The sequence below is a fragment of the Rhodococcus sp. JS3073 genome, from assembly GCF_026810085.1.
Lineage (GTDB): Bacteria > Actinomycetota > Actinomycetes > Mycobacteriales > Mycobacteriaceae > Rhodococcus_F > Rhodococcus_F wratislaviensis.
The window spans coordinates 1,626,401-1,645,126 of the sequence record NZ_CP113951.1; the positions used below are offsets into that span (position 1 = coordinate 1,626,401).

Annotated in this window: 18 protein-coding genes; 5 read left to right on the forward strand and 13 right to left on the reverse strand. The window is 68.7% G+C overall.

Annotated features, from left to right (window positions below; genetic code table 11):
* Positions 1–68 precede the first annotated feature (68 nt).
* Positions 69–1,304 carry a low temperature requirement protein A gene (locus OYT95_RS07620; protein ID WP_268791097.1) on the forward strand — a complete coding sequence of 412 codons (1,236 nt, stop codon included), beginning with the start codon at positions 69–71 and terminating at the stop codon, positions 1,302–1,304.
* Here the strand turns inward: OYT95_RS07620 and OYT95_RS07625 are convergent.
* The 11 genes from OYT95_RS07625 to OYT95_RS07675 all read right to left on the reverse strand — a co-directional run bounded on the left by OYT95_RS07625 (position 1,301) and on the right by OYT95_RS07675 (position 12,766).
* Positions 1,301–2,143, reverse strand: coding sequence for a DUF427 domain-containing protein (locus OYT95_RS07625; RefSeq protein ID WP_268791098.1), 843 nt, complete (start codon positions 2,141–2,143; stop codon positions 1,301–1,303). The two genes, OYT95_RS07620 and OYT95_RS07625, sit on opposite strands and share 4 nt — an antisense overlap.
* Positions 2,144–2,161: 18 nt before the next feature.
* Complete coding sequence (locus OYT95_RS07630; protein WP_268791099.1) at positions 2,162–2,761, reverse strand: hypothetical protein; 600 nt, start codon at positions 2,759–2,761, stop codon at positions 2,162–2,164.
* Entirely contained in the window at positions 2,761–3,849 is a 1,089-nt protein-coding gene (locus OYT95_RS07635; RefSeq protein ID WP_268791100.1) for a PEP/pyruvate-binding domain-containing protein, read from the reverse strand. Before OYT95_RS07635 ends, OYT95_RS07630 begins: the two co-directional genes overlap by 1 nt.
* Before the next feature lie 168 nt (positions 3,850–4,017).
* The gene (locus OYT95_RS07640) at positions 4,018–5,172 is read right to left on the reverse strand and encodes an alpha/beta hydrolase family protein (RefSeq protein WP_268791101.1); all 1,155 of its coding nucleotides are present in this window, start codon (positions 5,170–5,172) and stop codon (positions 4,018–4,020) included.
* Complete coding sequence (gene bphC, locus OYT95_RS07645; protein WP_112299053.1) at positions 5,169–6,080, reverse strand: biphenyl-2,3-diol 1,2-dioxygenase; 912 nt, start codon at positions 6,078–6,080, stop codon at positions 5,169–5,171. Before bphC ends, OYT95_RS07640 begins: the two co-directional genes overlap by 4 nt.
* 88 nt (positions 6,081–6,168) lie before the next feature.
* The gene (locus tag OYT95_RS07650; RefSeq protein WP_268791102.1) at positions 6,169–7,347 is read right to left on the reverse strand and encodes an acyl-CoA dehydrogenase family protein; all 1,179 of its coding nucleotides are present in this window, start codon (positions 7,345–7,347) and stop codon (positions 6,169–6,171) included.
* A gap of 40 nt (positions 7,348–7,387) precedes the next feature.
* Positions 7,388–8,446, reverse strand: a complete 1,059-nt coding sequence (gene dmpG, locus OYT95_RS07655) for a 4-hydroxy-2-oxovalerate aldolase (protein WP_268791103.1) — start codon at positions 8,444–8,446, stop codon at positions 7,388–7,390.
* Between the two features lie 36 nt (positions 8,447–8,482).
* Positions 8,483–9,385 carry an acetaldehyde dehydrogenase (acetylating) gene (locus OYT95_RS07660; RefSeq protein ID WP_268791104.1) on the reverse strand — a complete coding sequence of 301 codons (903 nt, stop codon included), beginning with the start codon at positions 9,383–9,385 and terminating at the stop codon, positions 8,483–8,485.
* An 11-nt stretch (positions 9,386–9,396) separates the two neighbouring features.
* Complete coding sequence (locus OYT95_RS07665; protein WP_268791105.1) at positions 9,397–10,182, reverse strand: 2-keto-4-pentenoate hydratase; 786 nt, start codon at positions 10,180–10,182, stop codon at positions 9,397–9,399.
* Positions 10,182–11,894 carry an FAD-binding protein gene (locus OYT95_RS07670; protein ID WP_112299048.1) on the reverse strand — a complete coding sequence of 571 codons (1,713 nt, stop codon included), beginning with the start codon at positions 11,892–11,894 and terminating at the stop codon, positions 10,182–10,184. Before OYT95_RS07670 ends, OYT95_RS07665 begins: the two co-directional genes overlap by 1 nt.
* Positions 11,891–12,766 (reverse strand): alpha/beta fold hydrolase, encoded by an 876-nt coding sequence (locus OYT95_RS07675; RefSeq protein ID WP_037244113.1) that lies wholly within the window; start codon positions 12,764–12,766, stop codon positions 11,891–11,893. Before OYT95_RS07675 ends, OYT95_RS07670 begins: the two co-directional genes overlap by 4 nt.
* A 197-nt stretch (positions 12,767–12,963) precedes the next feature.
* Between OYT95_RS07675 and OYT95_RS07680 the strand changes: the two genes are divergently transcribed.
* On the forward strand, positions 12,964–13,500 hold the full coding sequence (locus OYT95_RS07680; RefSeq protein ID WP_112299047.1) for a flavin reductase family protein: 537 nt from the start codon (positions 12,964–12,966) through the stop codon (positions 13,498–13,500).
* 33 nt (positions 13,501–13,533) lie between these two features.
* On the opposite strand, the gene OYT95_RS07685 is transcribed toward OYT95_RS07680, so the two are convergent.
* A complete protein-coding gene (locus OYT95_RS07685; RefSeq protein ID WP_268791106.1) occupies positions 13,534–14,427 on the reverse strand; it encodes an IclR family transcriptional regulator in 894 nt (297 codons plus the stop codon).
* A 201-nt stretch (positions 14,428–14,628) separates the two neighbouring features.
* Here OYT95_RS07685 and OYT95_RS07690 point away from each other — a divergent pair, with 201 nt between their 5' ends.
* Entirely contained in the window at positions 14,629–15,525 is an 897-nt protein-coding gene (locus OYT95_RS07690; protein WP_268791107.1) for a TIGR03619 family F420-dependent LLM class oxidoreductase, read from the forward strand.
* Positions 15,522–16,004: a nuclear transport factor 2 family protein gene (locus tag OYT95_RS07695; protein WP_037244103.1), complete on the forward strand. Its 483-nt coding sequence runs from the start codon at positions 15,522–15,524 to the stop codon at positions 16,002–16,004. The genes OYT95_RS07690 and OYT95_RS07695 overlap by 4 nt, the downstream gene beginning before the upstream one ends.
* A gap of 72 nt (positions 16,005–16,076) precedes the next feature.
* Here OYT95_RS07695 and OYT95_RS07700 read toward each other — a convergent pair whose 3' ends face one another.
* Positions 16,077–17,540, reverse strand: coding sequence for an MFS transporter (locus tag OYT95_RS07700; protein WP_268791108.1), 1,464 nt, complete (start codon positions 17,538–17,540; stop codon positions 16,077–16,079).
* A 245-nt stretch (positions 17,541–17,785) separates the two neighbouring features.
* Between OYT95_RS07700 and OYT95_RS07705 the strand changes: the two genes are divergently transcribed.
* Positions 17,786–18,721 (forward strand): 3-oxoacyl-ACP reductase, encoded by a 936-nt coding sequence (locus OYT95_RS07705; RefSeq protein ID WP_128639304.1) that lies wholly within the window; start codon positions 17,786–17,788, stop codon positions 18,719–18,721.
* The last annotated feature ends 5 nt before the right edge of the window (positions 18,722–18,726 follow it).

The following is an 18,726-nucleotide window of genomic DNA, read 5'->3' on the forward strand; positions in this document are numbered from 1 at the left end:
GGACCGCCGTGAACGCGCCCGGACAACCGGCACCGAACAGCAGGAACCTCGCCCACCGTGTCCAGAGGATGGTCGGGCGTGATCCACACGAGGAGCACCGTGCGGCAACGCCGTTGGAGCTGCTGTTCGACCTGACGTTCGTCGTCGCGTTCGGTGTCGCGGGCGATCAGTTCGCGCACCTCGTCGCCGAAGGACACGTCGCCGCCGGGCTGGCGGGATTCGCGTTCGCGATGTTCTCCATCATCTGGGCGTGGATCAACTTCTCCTGGTTCGCGTCGGCCTACGACACCGACGACTGGATCTACCGGGTCACCACCATGATCCAGATGATCGGCGTCGTCATCCTGGCGCTCGGTATGCCTCCGATGTTCGCGTCCATCGACCGTGGAGTCGAACTCGACAATTCCGTGATGGTGTCCGGCTACATCGTCATGCGGGTCGCCATGGTGTTTCAATGGCTGCGCGCCGCCAAACACGACCCCGAGCACCGTTCCGCGTCACTGACGTACGCCACGACGCTCGTCATCGCGCAGATCGGCTGGGTCGCCTTGGTGATCGCTCCCCTCACCGTCGAATACGCGTTCGGCCTCGGCGCGATACTCATACTCGTCGAGCTGACCAGCCCCGTCATCGCCGAACGGTACAAGGGCGGAACGCCCTGGCACGCACACCACATCGTCGAGCGTCACGGCCTGCTCGTCATCATCACACTCGGCGAGGGTGTGATCGGCACCGTGGCATCACTGTCCGCCGTGGTCGAACACCAGGGCTGGACACTGGACGCGGTACTCGTCGCGGTGGCGGGCATCGGACTCACGTTCGGACTGTGGTGGGTGTACTACACCCTGCCGTCGGCCGAGGTGCTCGAGGTGTACCGCAGCCGGTCGTTCGTCTGGGGTTACAGCCACATCGCGCTCTTCGCGTCGCTGGCCGCGGTGGGGGCCGGACTACACGTGGCGGCGTATTACATCGAACACGCCTCCCATATCGGCGGGACGGCGACGGTGCTCTCCGTCGCCGCGCCCGTCGCGATCTTCCTTCTGGGCGTCTACGCGCTGTACACGTATCTGCTGCGGGTGCCCGACCCGTTCCACATTCTGCTCCTCGTCCTGACCGCGGCCACGATCGCGCTCGCACTGGTGCTGGCGGCGCAAGGCGTGTCGATGGCGTGGTGTCTGATCGTGGTGATGCTGGCACCGGTCGTCACGGTCGTCGGATACGAATTGCTCGGGCACGCGCACGAGGCCCGTGCGCTCGAGGTCGTCCTCGGGCGCACCGACACCGGTGCCGGCGAGGAGACCTAGGACCAGGGAGTCACCGGCCGAGGGCGGGCCACACCGTCGACGACCAGATCGAGCCGCTCGTCGAAGAAGGCCACGAGCCCCCGAACTTCCGACGCGTCGACGAGGGGCTCGTCGTATCGCCACGCGATGTCGTGAAGCACTCCGCCGGCGGTGACCGCGGACCGGTAGGCGGCCTCGCCCTTGTAGGCGCAGTACGACGTCGTCGCACTCGGTTGCAGTTCCGCGACGACGTCGCCGGCCGGCAGGTAGTAGCGGACCGGCAGCAGTGTTTCGAACAGCATTTTCGCCCGCCGGGTGTCGGCGAGGAGGGTGTCGCCCAGCATCACCCGGATGTGCCGGGACGTGCGGCGAACGTCGATGCGCTGGAACGGGTCGTGCGGATGTCCGACGATCTCGTCGTCCTCCTCGAGCCAGCGGTCGAAGCCGTCGAAATCGAGCACCACGTACCCGGTCAGGTCCTGGTCTCCGGGCCGGAACCCCCGGGCGTACCCGGCGCCGGCGGTGCGGATCGCAACGGGCTCCCCTTCCGTGCTGTGCACCGAGAACGGCACCCGCGGATCGAGCACCGGCATCGTCGTCACGTCCGGCAGGGCGAAGCCGACGTCGCCGGTCTCCCCCGCCGGCACCGAACCCGTTGGCTCCGGCGACAACTCCGCGTCGATGTCCTCCGCCGGCACCGCGTACGCGGGAACGACGCGCCGCGGCTCCCAGACGAGGATCGCACGGTCACTGTCGACCACCGTGGTCCCGTTCAGCACCGCACGAATCCGCTTCGCCGTCGGCTCGTAGCGAAGCTCGCGCAGCTGACGTCCGATGCTGTCGCGCAGTCGTAGGCCCATAGTTCGAGACTAGCCGTGTCATCGGGTCAGGCCGAGGGAAGCGATGAGGTCCTCGTGGAACTCGAACCAGACGCGGTGGCAGGAGTCGCGGTCGGTTGCAGTGATCCAGGACGGCTCGGTGCCCGCCCGCTCGACGGCGCCGGCGAACCGCTGGTGATACCCGGCGAACCGGTCCTGGCCGGCGACCAGGCGCGCCTCGAGTTCGGCGAGGGCGTCCGCCGCGGTCCCCAGCCGGGAGATCGTCTCGTCGATGGTCACGGTCGCCTCGCCGAGGCCGATCTCGGCCAACTGCCAGGCGGTGCAACTGTCCGCCACGGCGACGTTGTGCGGCAGGAAGTCCCGGTGGACCCGCACCACCACGGTGCGGGTTCCGCATCGGTCGAGCTCGGCGGCGAGCAGTCGCTCGCCGTGGACCTTCCCGGCTTCGGTCAGGGACCATCCGCTGTCCCCGGCGAAGGCGATGTGGGTGACCCACCCACGCGCCTCGGCGTCGAGCAGGTGCTCGTCGGCCAGTCCTGCAGGCAGGGCGAACCGGGCGGCGATGCGGTCGGTCTCCGCGTAGCCCAGGATCCGCACGGCGTGCAGCACCAGGATGTCCGTCGGTGTGCGGTGCGACATCAGTTCCGCCCACCGATCCCGGTGGCGGTGCCGACGTGCCCCCGGGTGCCGTCGACACGGACCAGCCGGCCCTCGGCCAGGGCGGTCATGGCCCCCGGCGCCGCCAGGACCGCCGGGATGCCGAACTCGCGGGCCACGATCGCGGCGTGCGCCAGCATCCCGCCCGTCTCGGTGACCACCGCGCACGCGCGAGCCAGGAGCGGGGTCCACGCCGGCGAGGTCGTACGGCAGACCAGCACGTCGTCCGGACGAAAGCGGGCGAAGTCGTCCAGGCTGCCGATGATCCGCGCAGGCCCGACGGCGGTGCCCGGGCTGGCTGCGATGCCTGTCAGCAGCACCTCGCCCGGCGTTGCTCGCACTGGCGGTGCGGTGGTGGGAGCGGTCGTGATCGGGCGAGCCTGCAGGACCCAGGTTTCGTCTCCGGCGATCGCCCACTCGATGTCCTGCGGTTGCCCGAACAGATTCTCGATGTCACGTCCCAAAGCAGCGAGGGCGCAGGCCCGGGCAGTGGACAGCAGTTGCCCGCCCCGGTGCCTCGCTGTCTGCACGTGTACACCGTCGACCAGGTACGACTCCGGAGTGACGGTCCCGGCCACGACTGCGTCGCCCAGGCCCCCCGCCGCCTCGATCACCACCTGCTCGGCCCCGGTGACCGGGTGCCGGGTGAACATGACTCCGGCCGTCTCGGGTTGCACCATCACCTGCACGATCACCCCGGCCGTCGCGGGGGCGTCCCGATCTGTGCGATCCGCATACGCGACGGCCTCGGGCGAGGAGCCGGAGGAGGCGCTGCGATGCACCGCCTCGATCACCTCGGCGGCGGTGGTGACCCCGAGCGTGCTCGCCAGCTGTCCGGCGAACGACGACTCCAGGCCGTCCTCCGCGAGAGCGGACGAGCGCACCGCGACCGGACCCGGACCGAGACGGCGCAGTCCGGCCTCGATCTCCCGCTCCCACCCGGGATCGCCGAGCGGATCGGGGATCACGAATCCTGCGGGCACCCGGAATCCGGCACGTAGCAGCAGGCCGAGGTTGCGGGCCTTGCCACCGCAACGCTCGGACGCGTCCGGCAGCGGGACGAGCGGCACCGCTCAGGCCTCCGAATCACGGTCGCCGGCCCGGGCACGAACCCGGTTCAGCCGCTGCCGGACAGCCTGCGCCGAACCCTCGGTGGTCACCCGACCACCCCACACAATCAACAGTGTGTTGTCAACACGCTGATGACGGCCGGTGGTCAGGGTGAGGTCCCGGCATCCTCAGCGAGCAAGGATCCCGGCGACGAAATCCTGCGCATCCTTCTGCGACACCCCGATCGTTCCGCGATGGTCCGCACCCTCGTACGTCCGATACGTGAGTTCGTTTCCGTTGTCCTGCAACGTCTTCACCATCAGGTCCGTCGACGGTTTGCTCACCACCAGGTCGCCGGAGCTCTGCGCGACCAGCGTCGGCACCTGCACGTGGACTCGCGACGGCTCCTGGCGGGCCAGGTAGTCCGTCAGCGGTCTCAGGTCGGCGTCGGGACGGAACACTTGACCGGCGGGTACGGGCGGCACCTTCCGGATGTCGTCGATGCACCCCGTCCGCGCCGCCGTCACCAGCGGTTGCGCCTGCTCCGTCAGCAACGCCGACGGGTCGATCGCGGGGTCGGCCGCCTGGGCTCCGAGGAGGATCAGCGGGAGGAAGGCTTCGGCCGCTTCGATACCCGGAACACCCGAGCGGAAGTACTGCGGCGTCTGGTCGAGCCCGTTGCCCGGGGCGATCGCCACGGCACCACCGAGATGCAGTTCCGGGGCGCGCTCCCCGCCCTGCGCCGCGGTGAACAACGCCGCCTGCCCACCCTGGCTGTGGCCGATCACGAACCACGTCGGGCCGACAGCCGGATCCATCGCGCGGGCGGCGCGGACGATGTCCACGACGGCGTTCGTCTCCGTGTCACCGTTGATGTACGGATGGATACCCGGCGTGCCCAGACCCTGGTAGTCCGTGCTCACCACCGCGTATCCCTTGGCGACCCAATCGTCGAGGGACGCGTTCACCCCGGACAGATAGCCGTGGGCAGGGCCGCCCACGAAATCCGCGGACGGGGCGCAGGCGTCCGCGACTCCGGTCGTGCCGTGCGCCCAGCTGATCACGGGATACCCACCCTCGGGTGCCGGCGTGCGGGGAATCGACACGGTCCCCGACACCACGACGGGTTCGCCGTTGCCGTCCTGCGACGCGTAGGTGATGATCTCGTTCCGTCCGGCGCTCGGCAGTGCGGGACCGTCCGCGACGGCGCGGGACGAGAGAAGCTGGCCCGGCCGGAGCTCCGCCGGGTCGGTCGCCGTCTCGGATGTCGCCGTGGAACAGGCGGTTCCACCGAGAATGACGAGCGCGGCCACCGCTCCGATCCCGGCGCGCGACAACGTCACGAGAACGCCGCCAGCGGCTCGGAACCCGACCAGTCGTGACCCCAGTAGCTGTCCGCCGTGATCTCCTCGGCGGTGTAGTGCGTCTCGTCGACGAGCATCCCCTCGGTGCCGAACTCGAGGTCCCAGCCGCCGGGGGCACGCACGTAGAACGACACCATGCGGTCGTTGGTGTGGCGGCCGAGGGTCGACGAGATGGAGAAGCCGAGCTTGCCGAGCCGGTCGAGCGCCTGGCCGACGGCGTCGAGCGTGTCGACCTCCGTCATCAGATGCACCATCCCGGGTTCGCCGCTGTGCGGCGCAGGGCACAACGCGAGGCTGTGATGGCGCTCATTGACGCCCATGAACCGCACCCGGCGGGCCGGTCCCGGGGCGTCGGCCGGCCCGAGCCGGATCGCCCCGCGGGGCAGGAAACCCAGCACCTCGGTGTAGAACGTGTAGGCCTCTTCGAATGCCGGCGTCGGGAGGACCACATGCCCCAGACCCTGTGCGCCGGTGACGAATCGCCCGCCGTGTGGGGTGACGACCGGACTGTGGTCGAGCACGGGCCCGAAGAACACCTCCACCCGTGTGCCGGACGGATCGTCGAACGCGATCACCTGCTCGGCGTCGCGGTAGCGCGACTCCTCCTCGGACAGGACGTCGACCGTGACACCCGACTTCTCCACCTGCTCACGCACCCGCTGGAGAGCGAACTGGTCGCGCACCTCCCACCCCACCGCGAGTGCCGTGTCCGTGTCACCGGGGAGGACGATCAGCCGCGACCGCCGCTCGTCGACGCGCAGGTACAGGCCGTCGGGCTCGGGGCCGGAACCCTCGGCCATGCCCAGCCCGTCCACCACCAGCTCACGCCAGCGGGGCACGTCCTTCGTCTGGATCCTGAGGTAGCCGAGTCCTCGAATGTCGGTCATGTGAAAGTCCTTTCCTGAAGGCGGCTCCGCCGCCCGTGCGTGGTTGACGAGTCTCTGGACTCGCTAACCACGCACGGGCGCGGAGCGCCTAGATCATCGAGCGGTGGATACCCTGAGGTTCTCCGCCGAGCTGGGTCAGGGCCGAGGAATGGAAGATCGATCCCGGCACGTGGATGGCATGCGAGAGGCCCGCGTGGGCGTCCCGCCAGAAGCGCTGCAGGGGTGTCTTCAGTTGGAGCGCACCGCCACCGGAGCGGGCGAAGATCTCGTCCACGGCGCGCACCGCCCGCCACGCGGCGGCCGTCTGCGTGCGGCGGCCGATGGAGCGGAGTTCGAACGAGACGTCCTGGCCCTTCTCGGTCAGGTCCCAGAACCGGTCGACCGTCTCGAGGATCGCCGCGCGCGACGCCGCGATCTCCGCCGCCGCCTCGCCGATCGCGAACAGCACGTACGGGTCGTCCTTGATCGCGGTGCCGGACACGGTGACACGTTCACGCTGCGCATTCAGGTGGCAGGCCAGCGCGCCCTCGGCGATGCCGATCAACGACGACGTGATGCCGAGCGGGAAGATGCACGAGAACGGGAAGTTGTAGAGCGTCTGGGTGCGGCCGAACTCCTTCGGCGCGGAGCCGTCGAACACCTTGTCGGCGGCCAGCGTCCGGTGCTGCGGGATGAACGCGTCCTTCACGATCAGGTCCTTGGACCCGGTGCCGCGCAACCCGACGACGTTCCAGCTGTCCTGGTCGATGTCGTAGTCCGAGCGCGGGAGCAGCACGTGCAGGATCTTCGGTGGCATCACCCGGTTGCCGTCCCGGTCACCGACCGCGGCGCCGATCATGATCCACCCGCAGTGGTCGGTGCCCGAGGAGAACGACCACCGTCCGTTGAGAACGTAGCCGCCGTCGGTGGGCACGGCCACACCCATCGGGGCATACGGCGAGGCCATCCACATGTCGGAATCCTCGCCCCACACCTCGTCCTGCGCTTTGCGGTCGAAGAACGCCAGTTCCCACGGGTGGACGCCGACGATGCCGCTCACCCAGCCCGCGGCCCCGTCGATGGCGCCGATGCCCATCGCGGTCTCCGCGAACTCACGCGGATGCGATTCGTAGCCGCCGTACTCCTTGGGCTGCAGCATCCGCATCACGCCGGAGTCGCGCAACCGTTTCGCGGAGGTGTCGGACAGGCGCATCAGCTTGTCGCCCTCGGCGCCTTCCGCGCGGATCTCGTCCGCGTACTGTTCGATCCGGTCAAGAACCTGGCCCATGATGATCTCGGCTTTCTGGTGTCGGTGCCCGGCGAAACGCCTAGGCGGACTTCTTCTCGGCGACTGCGGAACTCGCGGACTTCCGGTCTGCGAGACCGAGGGCGATCTCGATCAGCTGGTCCTCCTGACCGCCGACGAGCTTGCGTCGACCGGCCTCGATGAGGATCTCCGCACCGGACACCCCGTACCGGCGGGCGTGCGAATCGGCATGCTTGAGGAAGCTGGAGTAGACACCCGCGTAGCCCATGGTCAGCGACAGCCGGTCGAGCAGGCAGTCGCCGTCCATGATCGGCCGGACGACGTCCTCTGCGGCGTCGATGATCTTCAGAGTGTCGATGCCGGTGCGGATTCCGAGCTTCTCGGTCACGGCGGCGAATGCCTCGACCGGGGTGTTGCCCGCGCCCGCACCGAAACGCCGGGTCGAGCCGTCGATCTGCAGGGCGCCGGCCTCGACGGCGAGCACCGAGTTGGCGACACCGAGCCCGAGATTCTCGTGCCCGTGGAAGCCGACCTGCGCGTCGTCGCCGAGTTCGGCCACCAGGGCGGACACGCGGTCGCTGACGGCGTTCAGGATCAGTGCCCCGGCCGAGTCCACCACGTACACGCACTGGCAGCCGGCGTCGGCCATGATCCGGGCCTGTGCGGCCAGTACCTCCGGCGGCTGGCTGTGCGACATCATCAGGAAGCCGACCGTCTCCAGCCCGAGTTCGCGAGCGAGACCGAAATGCTGCACGGAGATGTCGGCCTCGGTGCAGTGCGTGGCGATGCGGCAGATGCTCGCGCCGTTGTCCGCGGCCTCACGGATGTCGGACTGGACACCCAGTCCGGGGAGCATGAGGAACGCGATCCTGGCCTGTTCCGCCGTCTCCACAGCGGCCTTGATCAGCTCCTGCTCCGGGGTGTGGCTGAAGCCGTAGTTGAACGAGGAACCGCCGAGTCCGTCGCCGTGGGTGACCTCGATGACCGGGACCCCGGCGGTGTCGAGCGCCCCAACGATCGAGCGGACGTGTTCGACGGTGAACTGGTGTCGCTTGGCGTGGGAGCCGTCGCGCAGGGACGAGTCCGTCACCCGGATGTCGAGATCAGCACTGTAAGGCATCGGTATTCCTTCGAAGAGTGATTGGGGCGGACGCGCTCAGACGCTTGCGCCGAGGATCTGCGTCGCGAAGCTCTCGCCGACCTTGGTGGCGGCGGCGGTCATGATGTCGAGGTTGCCGGAATAGGGCGGCAGGAAGTCGCCCGCTCCCTCGACCTCGAGGAAGATGCCGACCCGGGCGAGGCCACCGCTGATCGGCGTCGGGTCGTCGAACTGCGGTTCGGCGCGCAGACGGTAGCCGGGGACGTACGCCTGCACGGATGCCGCGACGTCGTGGATGGACGCGGTGATCGCGTCCCGGTCGGCGTCGGCGGGAATGGAGCAGAACACGGTGTCCTTCATGAACATCGGCGGTTCGGCGGGGTTCAGGATGATGATCGCCTTGCCCTTCTTCGCCCCGCCGATCGTCTCGATGCCCCGACTCGTGGTGATCGTGAATTCGTCGATGTTCGCGCGGGTGCCCGGGCCTGCGGACGGCGACGCGACGCTGGCGACGATCTCGGCGTACGCCACCTCGGTGATCCGGGAGACGGCGTGGACCATCGGGATGGTCGCCTGGCCGCCGCACGTGATGAGGTTGACGTTCGGCGCGGTCCGGTGCTCGCCCATGTTCACGGCGGGCACCACGGCGGGTCCGAGCGCGGCGGGGGTGAGGTCGACGGCCTGGATGCCGAGTTCCCGGTAACGGGGTGCGTTCACCCGGTGCACGTAGGCGGACGTGGCTTCGAAGACGATGTCGGGGCGCTCGTCCTGGGCGAGCAACCAGTCGACGCCCTCGGCGCTGGCGATCGCACCCCGGTCCGCGGCGCGTTTCAGTCCCTCGCTGTCCGGGTCGACGCCGATCATCCAGCGGGGCTCGATGATCTCCGAGCGGAGGAGCTTGTACAGGAGGTCGGTGCCGATGTTGCCGGATCCGACGATCGCGGCGAGAGCCTTGGTCACAGTTGTCGCCTTTACTTGAATTCTACTGATACGGAACCGATGTCACTGAAATCGGCGCGGAACACGTCGCCGGGCCGGGCGTCGATCGCGCGGGTGCACGACCCGGGCAGGATCACGTGCCCGGCCTCGAGTCGCACTCCGAAGCTCGCGACCTTCCGGGCCAGCCAGGCGACGGCCTTCGTGGGATTGCCGAGCACCGCCGACGCCTCGCCCCGCGCGATCTCCTCCTCGCCCTGAAACAGCACGGCGGAGATCCCGCCGATGTCGACGTTCGCCGGTTCCACCCGTCCGGCGCCGAGGATCACCCCGGCCGAGGACGCGTTGTCGGCGATCGTGTCGGCGAGCCCGATCTTCCAGTCGGTGATGCGGGAGTCGATCAGTTCGATGCTGGGAACGATGTATTCGGTGGCCGCCAGCACGTCCGCCTCGGTGCACCCCTCCCCCGGCAGGGTCTCACCGAGGACGTATCCGATCTCCACCTCGATGCGCGGGTAGCAGAACCGGGCGGTGTCGATCGGCGTCCCCTCGGCGTACACCATGCTCGACAGCAGATGCCCGTAGTCGGGTTCGTCGACACCCATCATCTTCTGCATGACCTCGGACGACAGCCCGACCTTGTGGCCGTACACCGTCTCCCCCGCGCCCAGCCGCGCCCGGATGTTGATCAGCGCGATCTCGTAGGCGTCGACGACGTCGATCCCCGGGAACACGGTGGTCAACGGGTCGATCGGCGCGCGGTCCCGTTCGGCGTTCCGCAGGAGGTGGGCGGCGGACAGTCGCTGGGCATCGCTCAGCATCACGCCACCTCTCCCGCACGTGAGTGCTGTCGTGTGCCCGGGGACGCCTTGCCACTCACGTGGGCGACGTGCAGCGCGGCGATGTAGCCGAACACCATGGCGGGACCGATGGTCGCGCCCGCACCGGCGTATTCGTTGCCCATCACCGACGCCGACGTGTTGCCGGTGGCGTACAGGCCATCGATGACGGAGCCGTCCTCGCGGAGCACCCGCGCGTCGGCGTCGGTGACGAGGCCGCCCTTGGTGCCCAGGTCGCCGGCCTCGCACCGGATCGCGTAGAACGGTCCCTGGACGATCTCGTCGAGGCACGGGTTCTTCATCGTCGGGTCGCCGTAGTACCGGTCGTACGCGCTGTCGCCGCGGCCGAAGTCCTCGTCCTTGCCGGTGCGGGCGAAGCCGTTGAACCGGTCGATGGTCGCGACCAGGGTGTCGGCCTTGACGCCGATCGCGTCGGCGAGGTCACGCACGGTGTCCGCCTTGTGCACGACTCCGGAGTCGTAGAACCCCTGCGGGAACGGCACACCCGGCAGCACCTGCGCGAACGGGTACCGCGACTTCGCCTTGCCGTCCATCACGAACCACGCCGGGACGTGGCCGCCGTCGAGCTGGTCGTGGACGAAGTTCACGTACGGCGACGACTCGTTCGTGAAGCGTTCACCGCGGCCGTTGACGATCACCGACGGCGGAATGCACCGCTCCGACACGAGCGGGATCACGGCGCCCATCGGGTGGAACACCGACGGCATCCACCACGCGTCGTCCATGAGGTCGACTGCGGCGCCGAGCTTCTGGCCGGCGACGATGCCGTCGCCGGTGTTCTCCCGGGCACCGGCACTGACGTCCGGGACGCCGTGCCTGGGCAGGTACTTCGCGCGCATGTCCTGGTTGTGGTCGAACCCGCCGGTCGCGAGCAGCACGCCGCGACGGGCACCGATCCGGACCGTCCGTCCGTCACGCTCGGCGAGAACACCGACGACCGCTCCGGTGCCGTCGACGATCAGTTCCGTCATCGACGTCTTCAGCCACAGCGGCACCCCGGCGTCCTTGAGGACCATCCGCATCCGCGCCACGAGTGCGCGTCCGCCGGTGGCCATGTGCCGTCGGCGGATCACGTTGGACGCCACCCGCCACGCCGCGACCAGTGATGCCTTGCGGCCAGTCCACGTGCGCTTGACCATGGCGAGGTCGTGGTAGTCCTTGGACGTGACCCACAGTCCCAGCGGGCCCTTCATGCTGTTCGGACGCTGGTACTGCTCGTCCTCCTTCAGCGCCCGGGTGTCGAACGGCGTGCATTCGATGGTGCGTCCGAGCGGACGGCCGCCGTCGTACTCCGGGTGGTAGTCGGAGTAGCCCTTCACCCAGTAGAGCTTCATGTGCGGGCTGCGGTCGAGCAGTTCCATCAGCTCGGGGCCCTTGTCGACGAACGCGTCGAGACGGTCGGCGGGAACCGTGCCCTCGGTGATGATGTCGAGGTAGCGGCGGATCGACTCCCGCGAGTCGATCACACCCTTCTCCCGCAGTGTGGGGGCGTTGGGAATCCAGATGCCGCCGCCGGAGATGGCGGTGGATCCGCCGAACGTGGCGCCCTTGTCGATGACGAGGGTGTCGAGTCCCCGGTCGGCCGCGGTGATCGCCGCGGCCATGCCGCCGCCACCGCTGCCGACGACGAGGAAATCGACTGTGGTGTCGAAGTTCTCTTCGGTGCCGCTCATCGCCCGCTGCCGTCCTTGCGGAGCAGGAAGGCGAGGACGGCGCTCTCGAACGCCGTCTTCTGCTCGATCATCGCCCAGTGCCCGCAGTTCGGGAACACGTGCAGTTCCGCCCGCGGAATCGACCGCATCGGGATGATCGCCATGTCCAGCGGGCTGACCCGGTCGTCGCGACCCCAGGTGAGCAGTGTCGGCGCCTTCACCTTGTGCAGCTGAGCCCAGTACGGGGCCGCATCGGACTCGAGTGCGGCCCGGGCGCCGGCCTCGAACGCCGCCCTGCTGTACATCTTGCGGGCGCTGGCGAGGGTCTCGGGATCGGTGGCCTGCGTCCAGCGTTCCTCGATCAGTTCCTCGGTGACCATCGCGGGGTCGAACACCATCGAGTGCAGCCACGCGATCAGTCGCTCCCGGGTGGGGTCGTCCGTGAACTCCATCAGGAGGTTGATGCCCTCACCGGGGCCGGGGCTGAAGAGGTTCCTGCCGATGCCGCCGATGGTGATCAGCTTGGCGACCCGGTCGGGGTGCGCGATGGCGAACTGGGTGGCGACGATGCCGCCCATCGAGTTTCCGAGCATCGCGACCTCGTCGAGTCCGAGCCCGTCGAGGAAGCGGAGCACGGCGTCGCCTGCGGTGAGCATCGGATGGCCGCCGAAGTCGTCGCTGACCCCGAATCCCGGGAATTCCAGGACGAAGGTGCGGAAGTGCTCGGCGAAGACGCCGAGGTTGCCGCGGAAGTTGCGCCACCCCGTCACACCGGGGCCGGAGCCGTGCAGCAGCAGGAGGGGCGGGCCGTCGCCGGCCTCGTGGTAGCGAAGCACGCCGAGGTCGGTCTTCAGCTCCTTCAGGGTGCCCTCGTAACTCGAGTCAGTCGTCATGGTCGGTCACGTTGCCAGCGCGCTCCCGGCTCGGACAGAAGCGATCCCGGTCAGCGAGACATCGCCCTGCTCGCGCAGCCATCGGCCGGGGATTTCCACTGACCGAGACGGCATCTCGTGACCGTTCGGCGCCGTCCCTAGCCTCGGGGACGATCGTCGAACGGGTCGGCGACGGAAGAGCAATCGGAGGCGGTCTGATGGCAACCGAACCGGCCGGCACCCAGCCCGGGACACGCTCGGACGCACCGTCACCGGACGAGATGCGCCGTGCCCTCAGCCAATTCGCCAGCGGGGTCACGGTGGTGACCGGCCTCGACACGGAAGGTCCGGTGGGTTTCACGTGTCAGTCGTTCGCGTCGGTGTCCCTGGAGCCGCCGTTGATCCTGTTCTGTGCCGATCACCGCGGGCGGGCATGGCCGCGCATCCGGCGGTCGGGGCGTTTCACGATCAACGTGCTGCGCGAGGACCAGACGGACCTCTGCTTCCGGTTCGGCTCGCGCCGGGGTTCCAAGTTCGACGGCCTGTCCTGGGAGCCGTCGCGGTGGTCGACGCCGTCGCTGCCGGGGGTCCTCGTGCGCGTGCACGCGGGCGTGCAGTCGGTGCACACCGCCGGCGACCACGACGTGGTGATCGGACGGGTCCTGGAACTCGAATCGGTGTGCGAGGAACGTCCGATGGTGTTCTTCCGGGGCGGTTTCGGCCTCGACGCCGCTCCGCGGCCCGTGCGCGCGTAACGAGTCCGGAGACTCGTCACGCGCGCACGGGCGCTACAGCCATTGCCCGGACTGCACCGCGAGGAGCTGGTCCAGGGTCTCGGTCGACCACGAGCTGTCCGGGATCTCCGGGGTCCGGCGGCCGCGGCGGGGTGTTCCCAGTTCGGGGTGGAGCGTCCGGGTGACTTCCCTGGCGGCGTCGACGACGAGCGGGGCGACGCGTTCGAGTTGGACGGTGCGCGCGTCGCCGCACAGCGAGATGCCGGCCACCGGCCCGTCGGCGCTGCGGACCGCGACACCGACACACCCGATTCCGCGCACCGCCTCCCCACGCTCGAACGCGAGTCCGCGGCGCTGCCGGATCCGGTTGAGTTCCTGGTGCAGCGTGGACAGTTCGGTGATCGTGCGGTCCGTGCTCCGGTTGAGCCGCGGCTCGTACATGCTGTCGACCTGCTCCGGGTCGACCCACGCCAGCATCGCCTTGCCGCCCGCGGTCGTGTAGGCGGGCACGCGCCCACCCACCCGCGACGGCAGGCTCGCGGCCATCCGTCCGCCCACCTTGTCCAGGTACACGCTCTCCGCGCCGTCCAGCACGGCCAGGTGCACCACCATGCCGGTCTGCATGTGCAGTTCGTGCAGCAGCGGGGCCGCCGCGGCCCGGACCTGGCTGTGACCGTTGTCGCCCCCTCCGAGCCCCATCGCGCGCCGTCCGAGGCAGTAACCGAAGCTCGCGTGGTCCACCCAGTCGAGGCGGACCAGCTGGTCGAGGATGCGGTGCACCGTGGACCGCGGCAGGCGGGTGCGGCACGCGACCTCCTCGAGGGTCAGGCGCGACGTCCGGCCGTCGAACGCGTCGAGGATCAGCGTCATCCGCTCGACCATCGACGGTGGCAGATCCTTCTTCGCAGCGGGTACCGACAGTGCATCATCCGAATCGACGACAGTCATCGACGCCTCCAAATATCCTGGTCACACGCATACGCCCGACAAAAATTGAAATGAATTCTTAAAATGTACCAGCCGTGCCCGCCGCGGGGAAGAAATCGGACATTCGCCGCGTCCGGTCACCGGGAATGCCCGCGCGCCCACCGGGCGCCTCCACTACAACGGTGACGACAGACCGACCCCCGACAGCGGAGTAACGAACTGATGCACATAGGAATCGCGCCGCCCATCGTCATCGCGCACCCCGCCGTCCGCGCGGACTGGGAACTCGGCGCCGGCATCGCGGAGTTGACCGCGATCGCCCGCACGGCCGACCGCCTCGGCTACCACCACCTCACCTGCAGCGAGCACGTCGCCGTGCCCACCGACGTCGCGGTCGAGCGCGGCGGCACCTACTGGGACCCGCTCGCCACCCTCGGGTTCCTCGCCGCCCAGACCACCGGTATCCGCCTCGCCACCCAGGTTCTGGTACTCGGCTATCACCACCCCCTCGCGATCGCGAAGCGCTACGGCACGCTCGACGTCGTCAGCGGCGGCCGGCTCGTACTCGGCCTGGGCGTGGGCAGCCTGCGCGAGGAATTCGACCTGCTCGGCGCCCACTTCGACGACCGGGGCGCCCGCGCCGACGACGCCCTCGCCGCGCTCCGTGCGTCGCTGTCGCAACCCCGGCCCGAGTACCACGGCACGTTCTACGACTTCGACGGCGTCGTCGTCGAACCGCATGCCGTCCAGCCGCGGGTCCCGCTGTGGATCGGGGGGCGGACACTGCGTTCCTTGCGCCGCGCTGCAACGCTCGGCGACGGATGGGTGCCGTTCGGCCTGTCCCTCGACGAGTCGTGCGCGCTACTCGCCAAGGTCGACCTCCCCGAGGGTTTCGAGGTGGTCCTCAGCGCGGGCGCGCCACTCGACCCGATCGGCTCCCGCGACTCCGTCGCCCGCGCCCTCGAACGACGACGCGACGCCGGCACGACCGTCGTCAGCGCCACCCTCGCGTCCACGAGCGCAGCCCACTACTGCGAACAACTGGAGGCCCTCCGGCTTCTGGGCGACGAACTCGGCCTCTCCTTCCGCACCGTAACCGAAGACAGGATCCGTCCATGACCGGCACCGAAGAACTCGTCCGCGCGCTCGCTGAACGCGTCACCGCACTCGAAGACAAGCTCGCCATCCTCGAGCTGATGACCGCCTACGGTCCCGCCATCGACAGCGGTTCGGCCGACGCGGTCGCGCGGCTGTGGACCGAGGACGGCGTGTACGACGTGGACACCGGGGTGATGCGCGGGCACGCGGCCATCACGGCGATGGTGCAGTCGCAGGCGCATCAGGGCTGGATCGGCGGTGGCTGCGCGCACATGCTCGAGCCCGGGCACGTGCGTGTCGACGGTGACACCGCGGTGGCCACGTGCAAGTCGCAGTTGATCATTCACGACGACGACGGGTTCCGCGTCCACCGGATCACCGCCAACCGGTGGGAGCTCGCCAAGATCGACGGCGAGTGGAAGGTGACCCGGCGCGTCAATCGGCTGCTCGACGGTCGCGAGGAGGCGCGCACCCTGCTGGCGGCGGGTGTGCGCGTCTGAGCACGGGCTCTGCCACACCGACACGAGGCCCGCAGATGCTGCGGGCCTCGTGTCGTCTGCGTGGCAGGGAGGTCAGGCGACCATCTCAGTCTTCGGCGACGCCACGTCGACCGGACGCTCGATCTTGTTGCGGGTGAGGAGAAGTCCCATCACCGATGCCAGCAGTCCGGCGACGGCGAGTGTGAAGAAGGCGTAGACGAACCCCCTCTCCGAGTACTGCGCGGCGCGTCCCACCAGCACGACACCGGGGATCGCGACGATGGCGATCATCACCTGACTGCCGATCGCACTGCCCAGCGAGCCGGACAGGTTGAGCATCCCGCCTGCGATCCCCTGCGTCTCCGCGGGCACGGTGCGCATGATGAGGTTCGGCAACGTCGCCGACGCGGAACCGAGTCCGAGGCCGATCACCAACTGCCCGAACATCATCTGGACGGTCGAGTCGTGCAGGGTGGCGAGCAGGAACGACCCGAGCGCGAGGGAGGCGCCGCCGAACACCAGAACCGGAGCCGGGCCGATGCGACGGGTGAAGTATCCGCCGACCGGGCCCGCGATCATCGACACGACGCCCGTGGGGACGGTGTAGATCGCGACGGCGAGCGCGGTGACTCCGAATCCGTAGCCGAGGCCGAGGTCGGGATCGGTCATCACGAACATCGGGATGAGCATCGAATGGCTGACCAGGACGAACTGGACGAAACCGCTGGCGGCCAGGGTTTTCGCAACAGGCCCGTGCTTGAGCATCTGGAGGTCGATGAGCGGTTCCTTCGGCGTGCGTTCGTACAGCAGCCAGCCGGCGAGAATGGCGAGACCGCCGCCCACGCACAGAAGCGTCTGCGGGGCCGTGTAACCCCATGCGGTGGCCTTGCCGATGCCGAACAGCAGCACGAATGCACCGAGGCCGAGGATGGCCGCGCCGAGCACGTCGAGCCTCGATCGCGTCCGCAGTGTGGTCTCGGGAACGAAGACCGCGACCGCGATTCCGACGACCGCCACGTGGAGGAGTTGCGCCCAGAACACGCCGGTGTAGCCGAAGTGGTCGATGAGGTAGCCGCCGATGATCGGGCCGAGGATGGTGCTGGCCCCCATTCCGGTGGCGACGAATCCCACGGCCACGGGAATGATGGACGGGGGCAGAATGTCTCGGATCAGCCCGTAGGCGAGCACGAGGATCGCCATGCCCGCACCCTGGAGTCCGCGGCCCACGAGGAAGAGTTCGAAGTTGGGGGCCAGCGCACCGAGTAGCGAACCGGCGCCGAACACCGCGGCGGACACGAGCATCATCCGCTTCTTGCCATAGATGTCGCCGAGTTTGCCGACGAGCGGAGTCGAAGCTGCGAGGACGAGCGTGACGATCGTGATCACCCAGCCGACGTTCGCGGTGCCGAAGTGTTTCGCGATCTCCGGCAGCGCGGGGGTGACGAAGTTGTAGGCGAGCGGGATGACCTCGACCAGAAGGATGATCAAGGCCAGGAGGGCGAACGACCTCCCGCGTGAGAGCGGTGCGCGCTCCGCCTCACCTGGGGACAGGGGCATGTTATGCATATGTGGCTCCGGGGGATTCGAGAGGATCAGCACGCCCAACCTGGCATGCCACCCAGTGACGTCGACCACAGTTCCCACTCACCGAGACCTGCCTGCGGCCGGTGTCGTCGATGCCGAATCGGCAGGGAAAGTAGAAAACATTCCTCCATTAGATCGCGCTTCTCTAGTGACTGATCAGTAGTTCATGCGATACAACTAGAATGAAATCTAATTCTTCTCGCGAATCAGGAGTTCCCATGACGGAATCACTCAGCCTCACCGGACGCACCGCCGTCGTCACCGGCGCAGGCGCAGGCCTCGGCCGGGCCGAAGCCCTCGCCCTCGCCGCCGCGGGAGCCGCAGTCGTCGTCAACGACATGGGCGACGGCGCACACGAGGTGGCCGCGGAGATCGCGGCGGCAGGCGGCCGCGCCACCGCCGTGACCGGTGACGTCTCCGACTGGTCGCTGGGCGCACGCCTCGTGCACGAGGCCGTCAGCACCTTCGGATCGATGGACATCCTCGTCAACAACGCCGGAATCCTGCGCGACAAAATGATTTTCAACCTCTCCGAATCGGACTGGGACGACGTCATCCGCGTCCACCTCAAGGGGCACGCCGCCACCTCGCGCGCCGCGGCCGTGCACTGGCGCGAGGCGAGCAAGGCCGCCGGAGGCCCGGTATACGGGCGGATCGTCAACACATCATCCGAGGCGTTCCTGTTCGGATCGCCGGGCCAGCCCAACTACTCGGCCGCGAAGGCCGGGATCACCGCACTCACATTGTCGACCGCACAGGGTCTGTCCCGCTACGGGATACGCGCCAACGCGATCTGCCCCCGCGCCAGGACGGCCATGACCGCCGAGGCGTTCGGCGAGAACGCGGCCGACACCGGACTCGACCCCCTGTCCCCCGAACGGGTCGCCACCCTCGTCCGCTACCTGTCCTCCCCCGCCGCCGACGAGATCAACGGCCAGGTGTTCGTCGTGTACGGCAAGATGGTCGCGCTGATGGCGGCACCGAAGGTCGAGAACCGCTTCGATGCAGCGGGTTCCGCGTTCTCACCCGAGGAGCTCGAGGAGCTTCTCACACCCTATTTCGCCGGCCGCGGACCGTACGAGAACTATGCCGCGTTCAGCGTCGCCGAATTGGAGAAGGTCGCGCTGGCGACCGGCGACACCGCCGGTGTCTGAGCCAC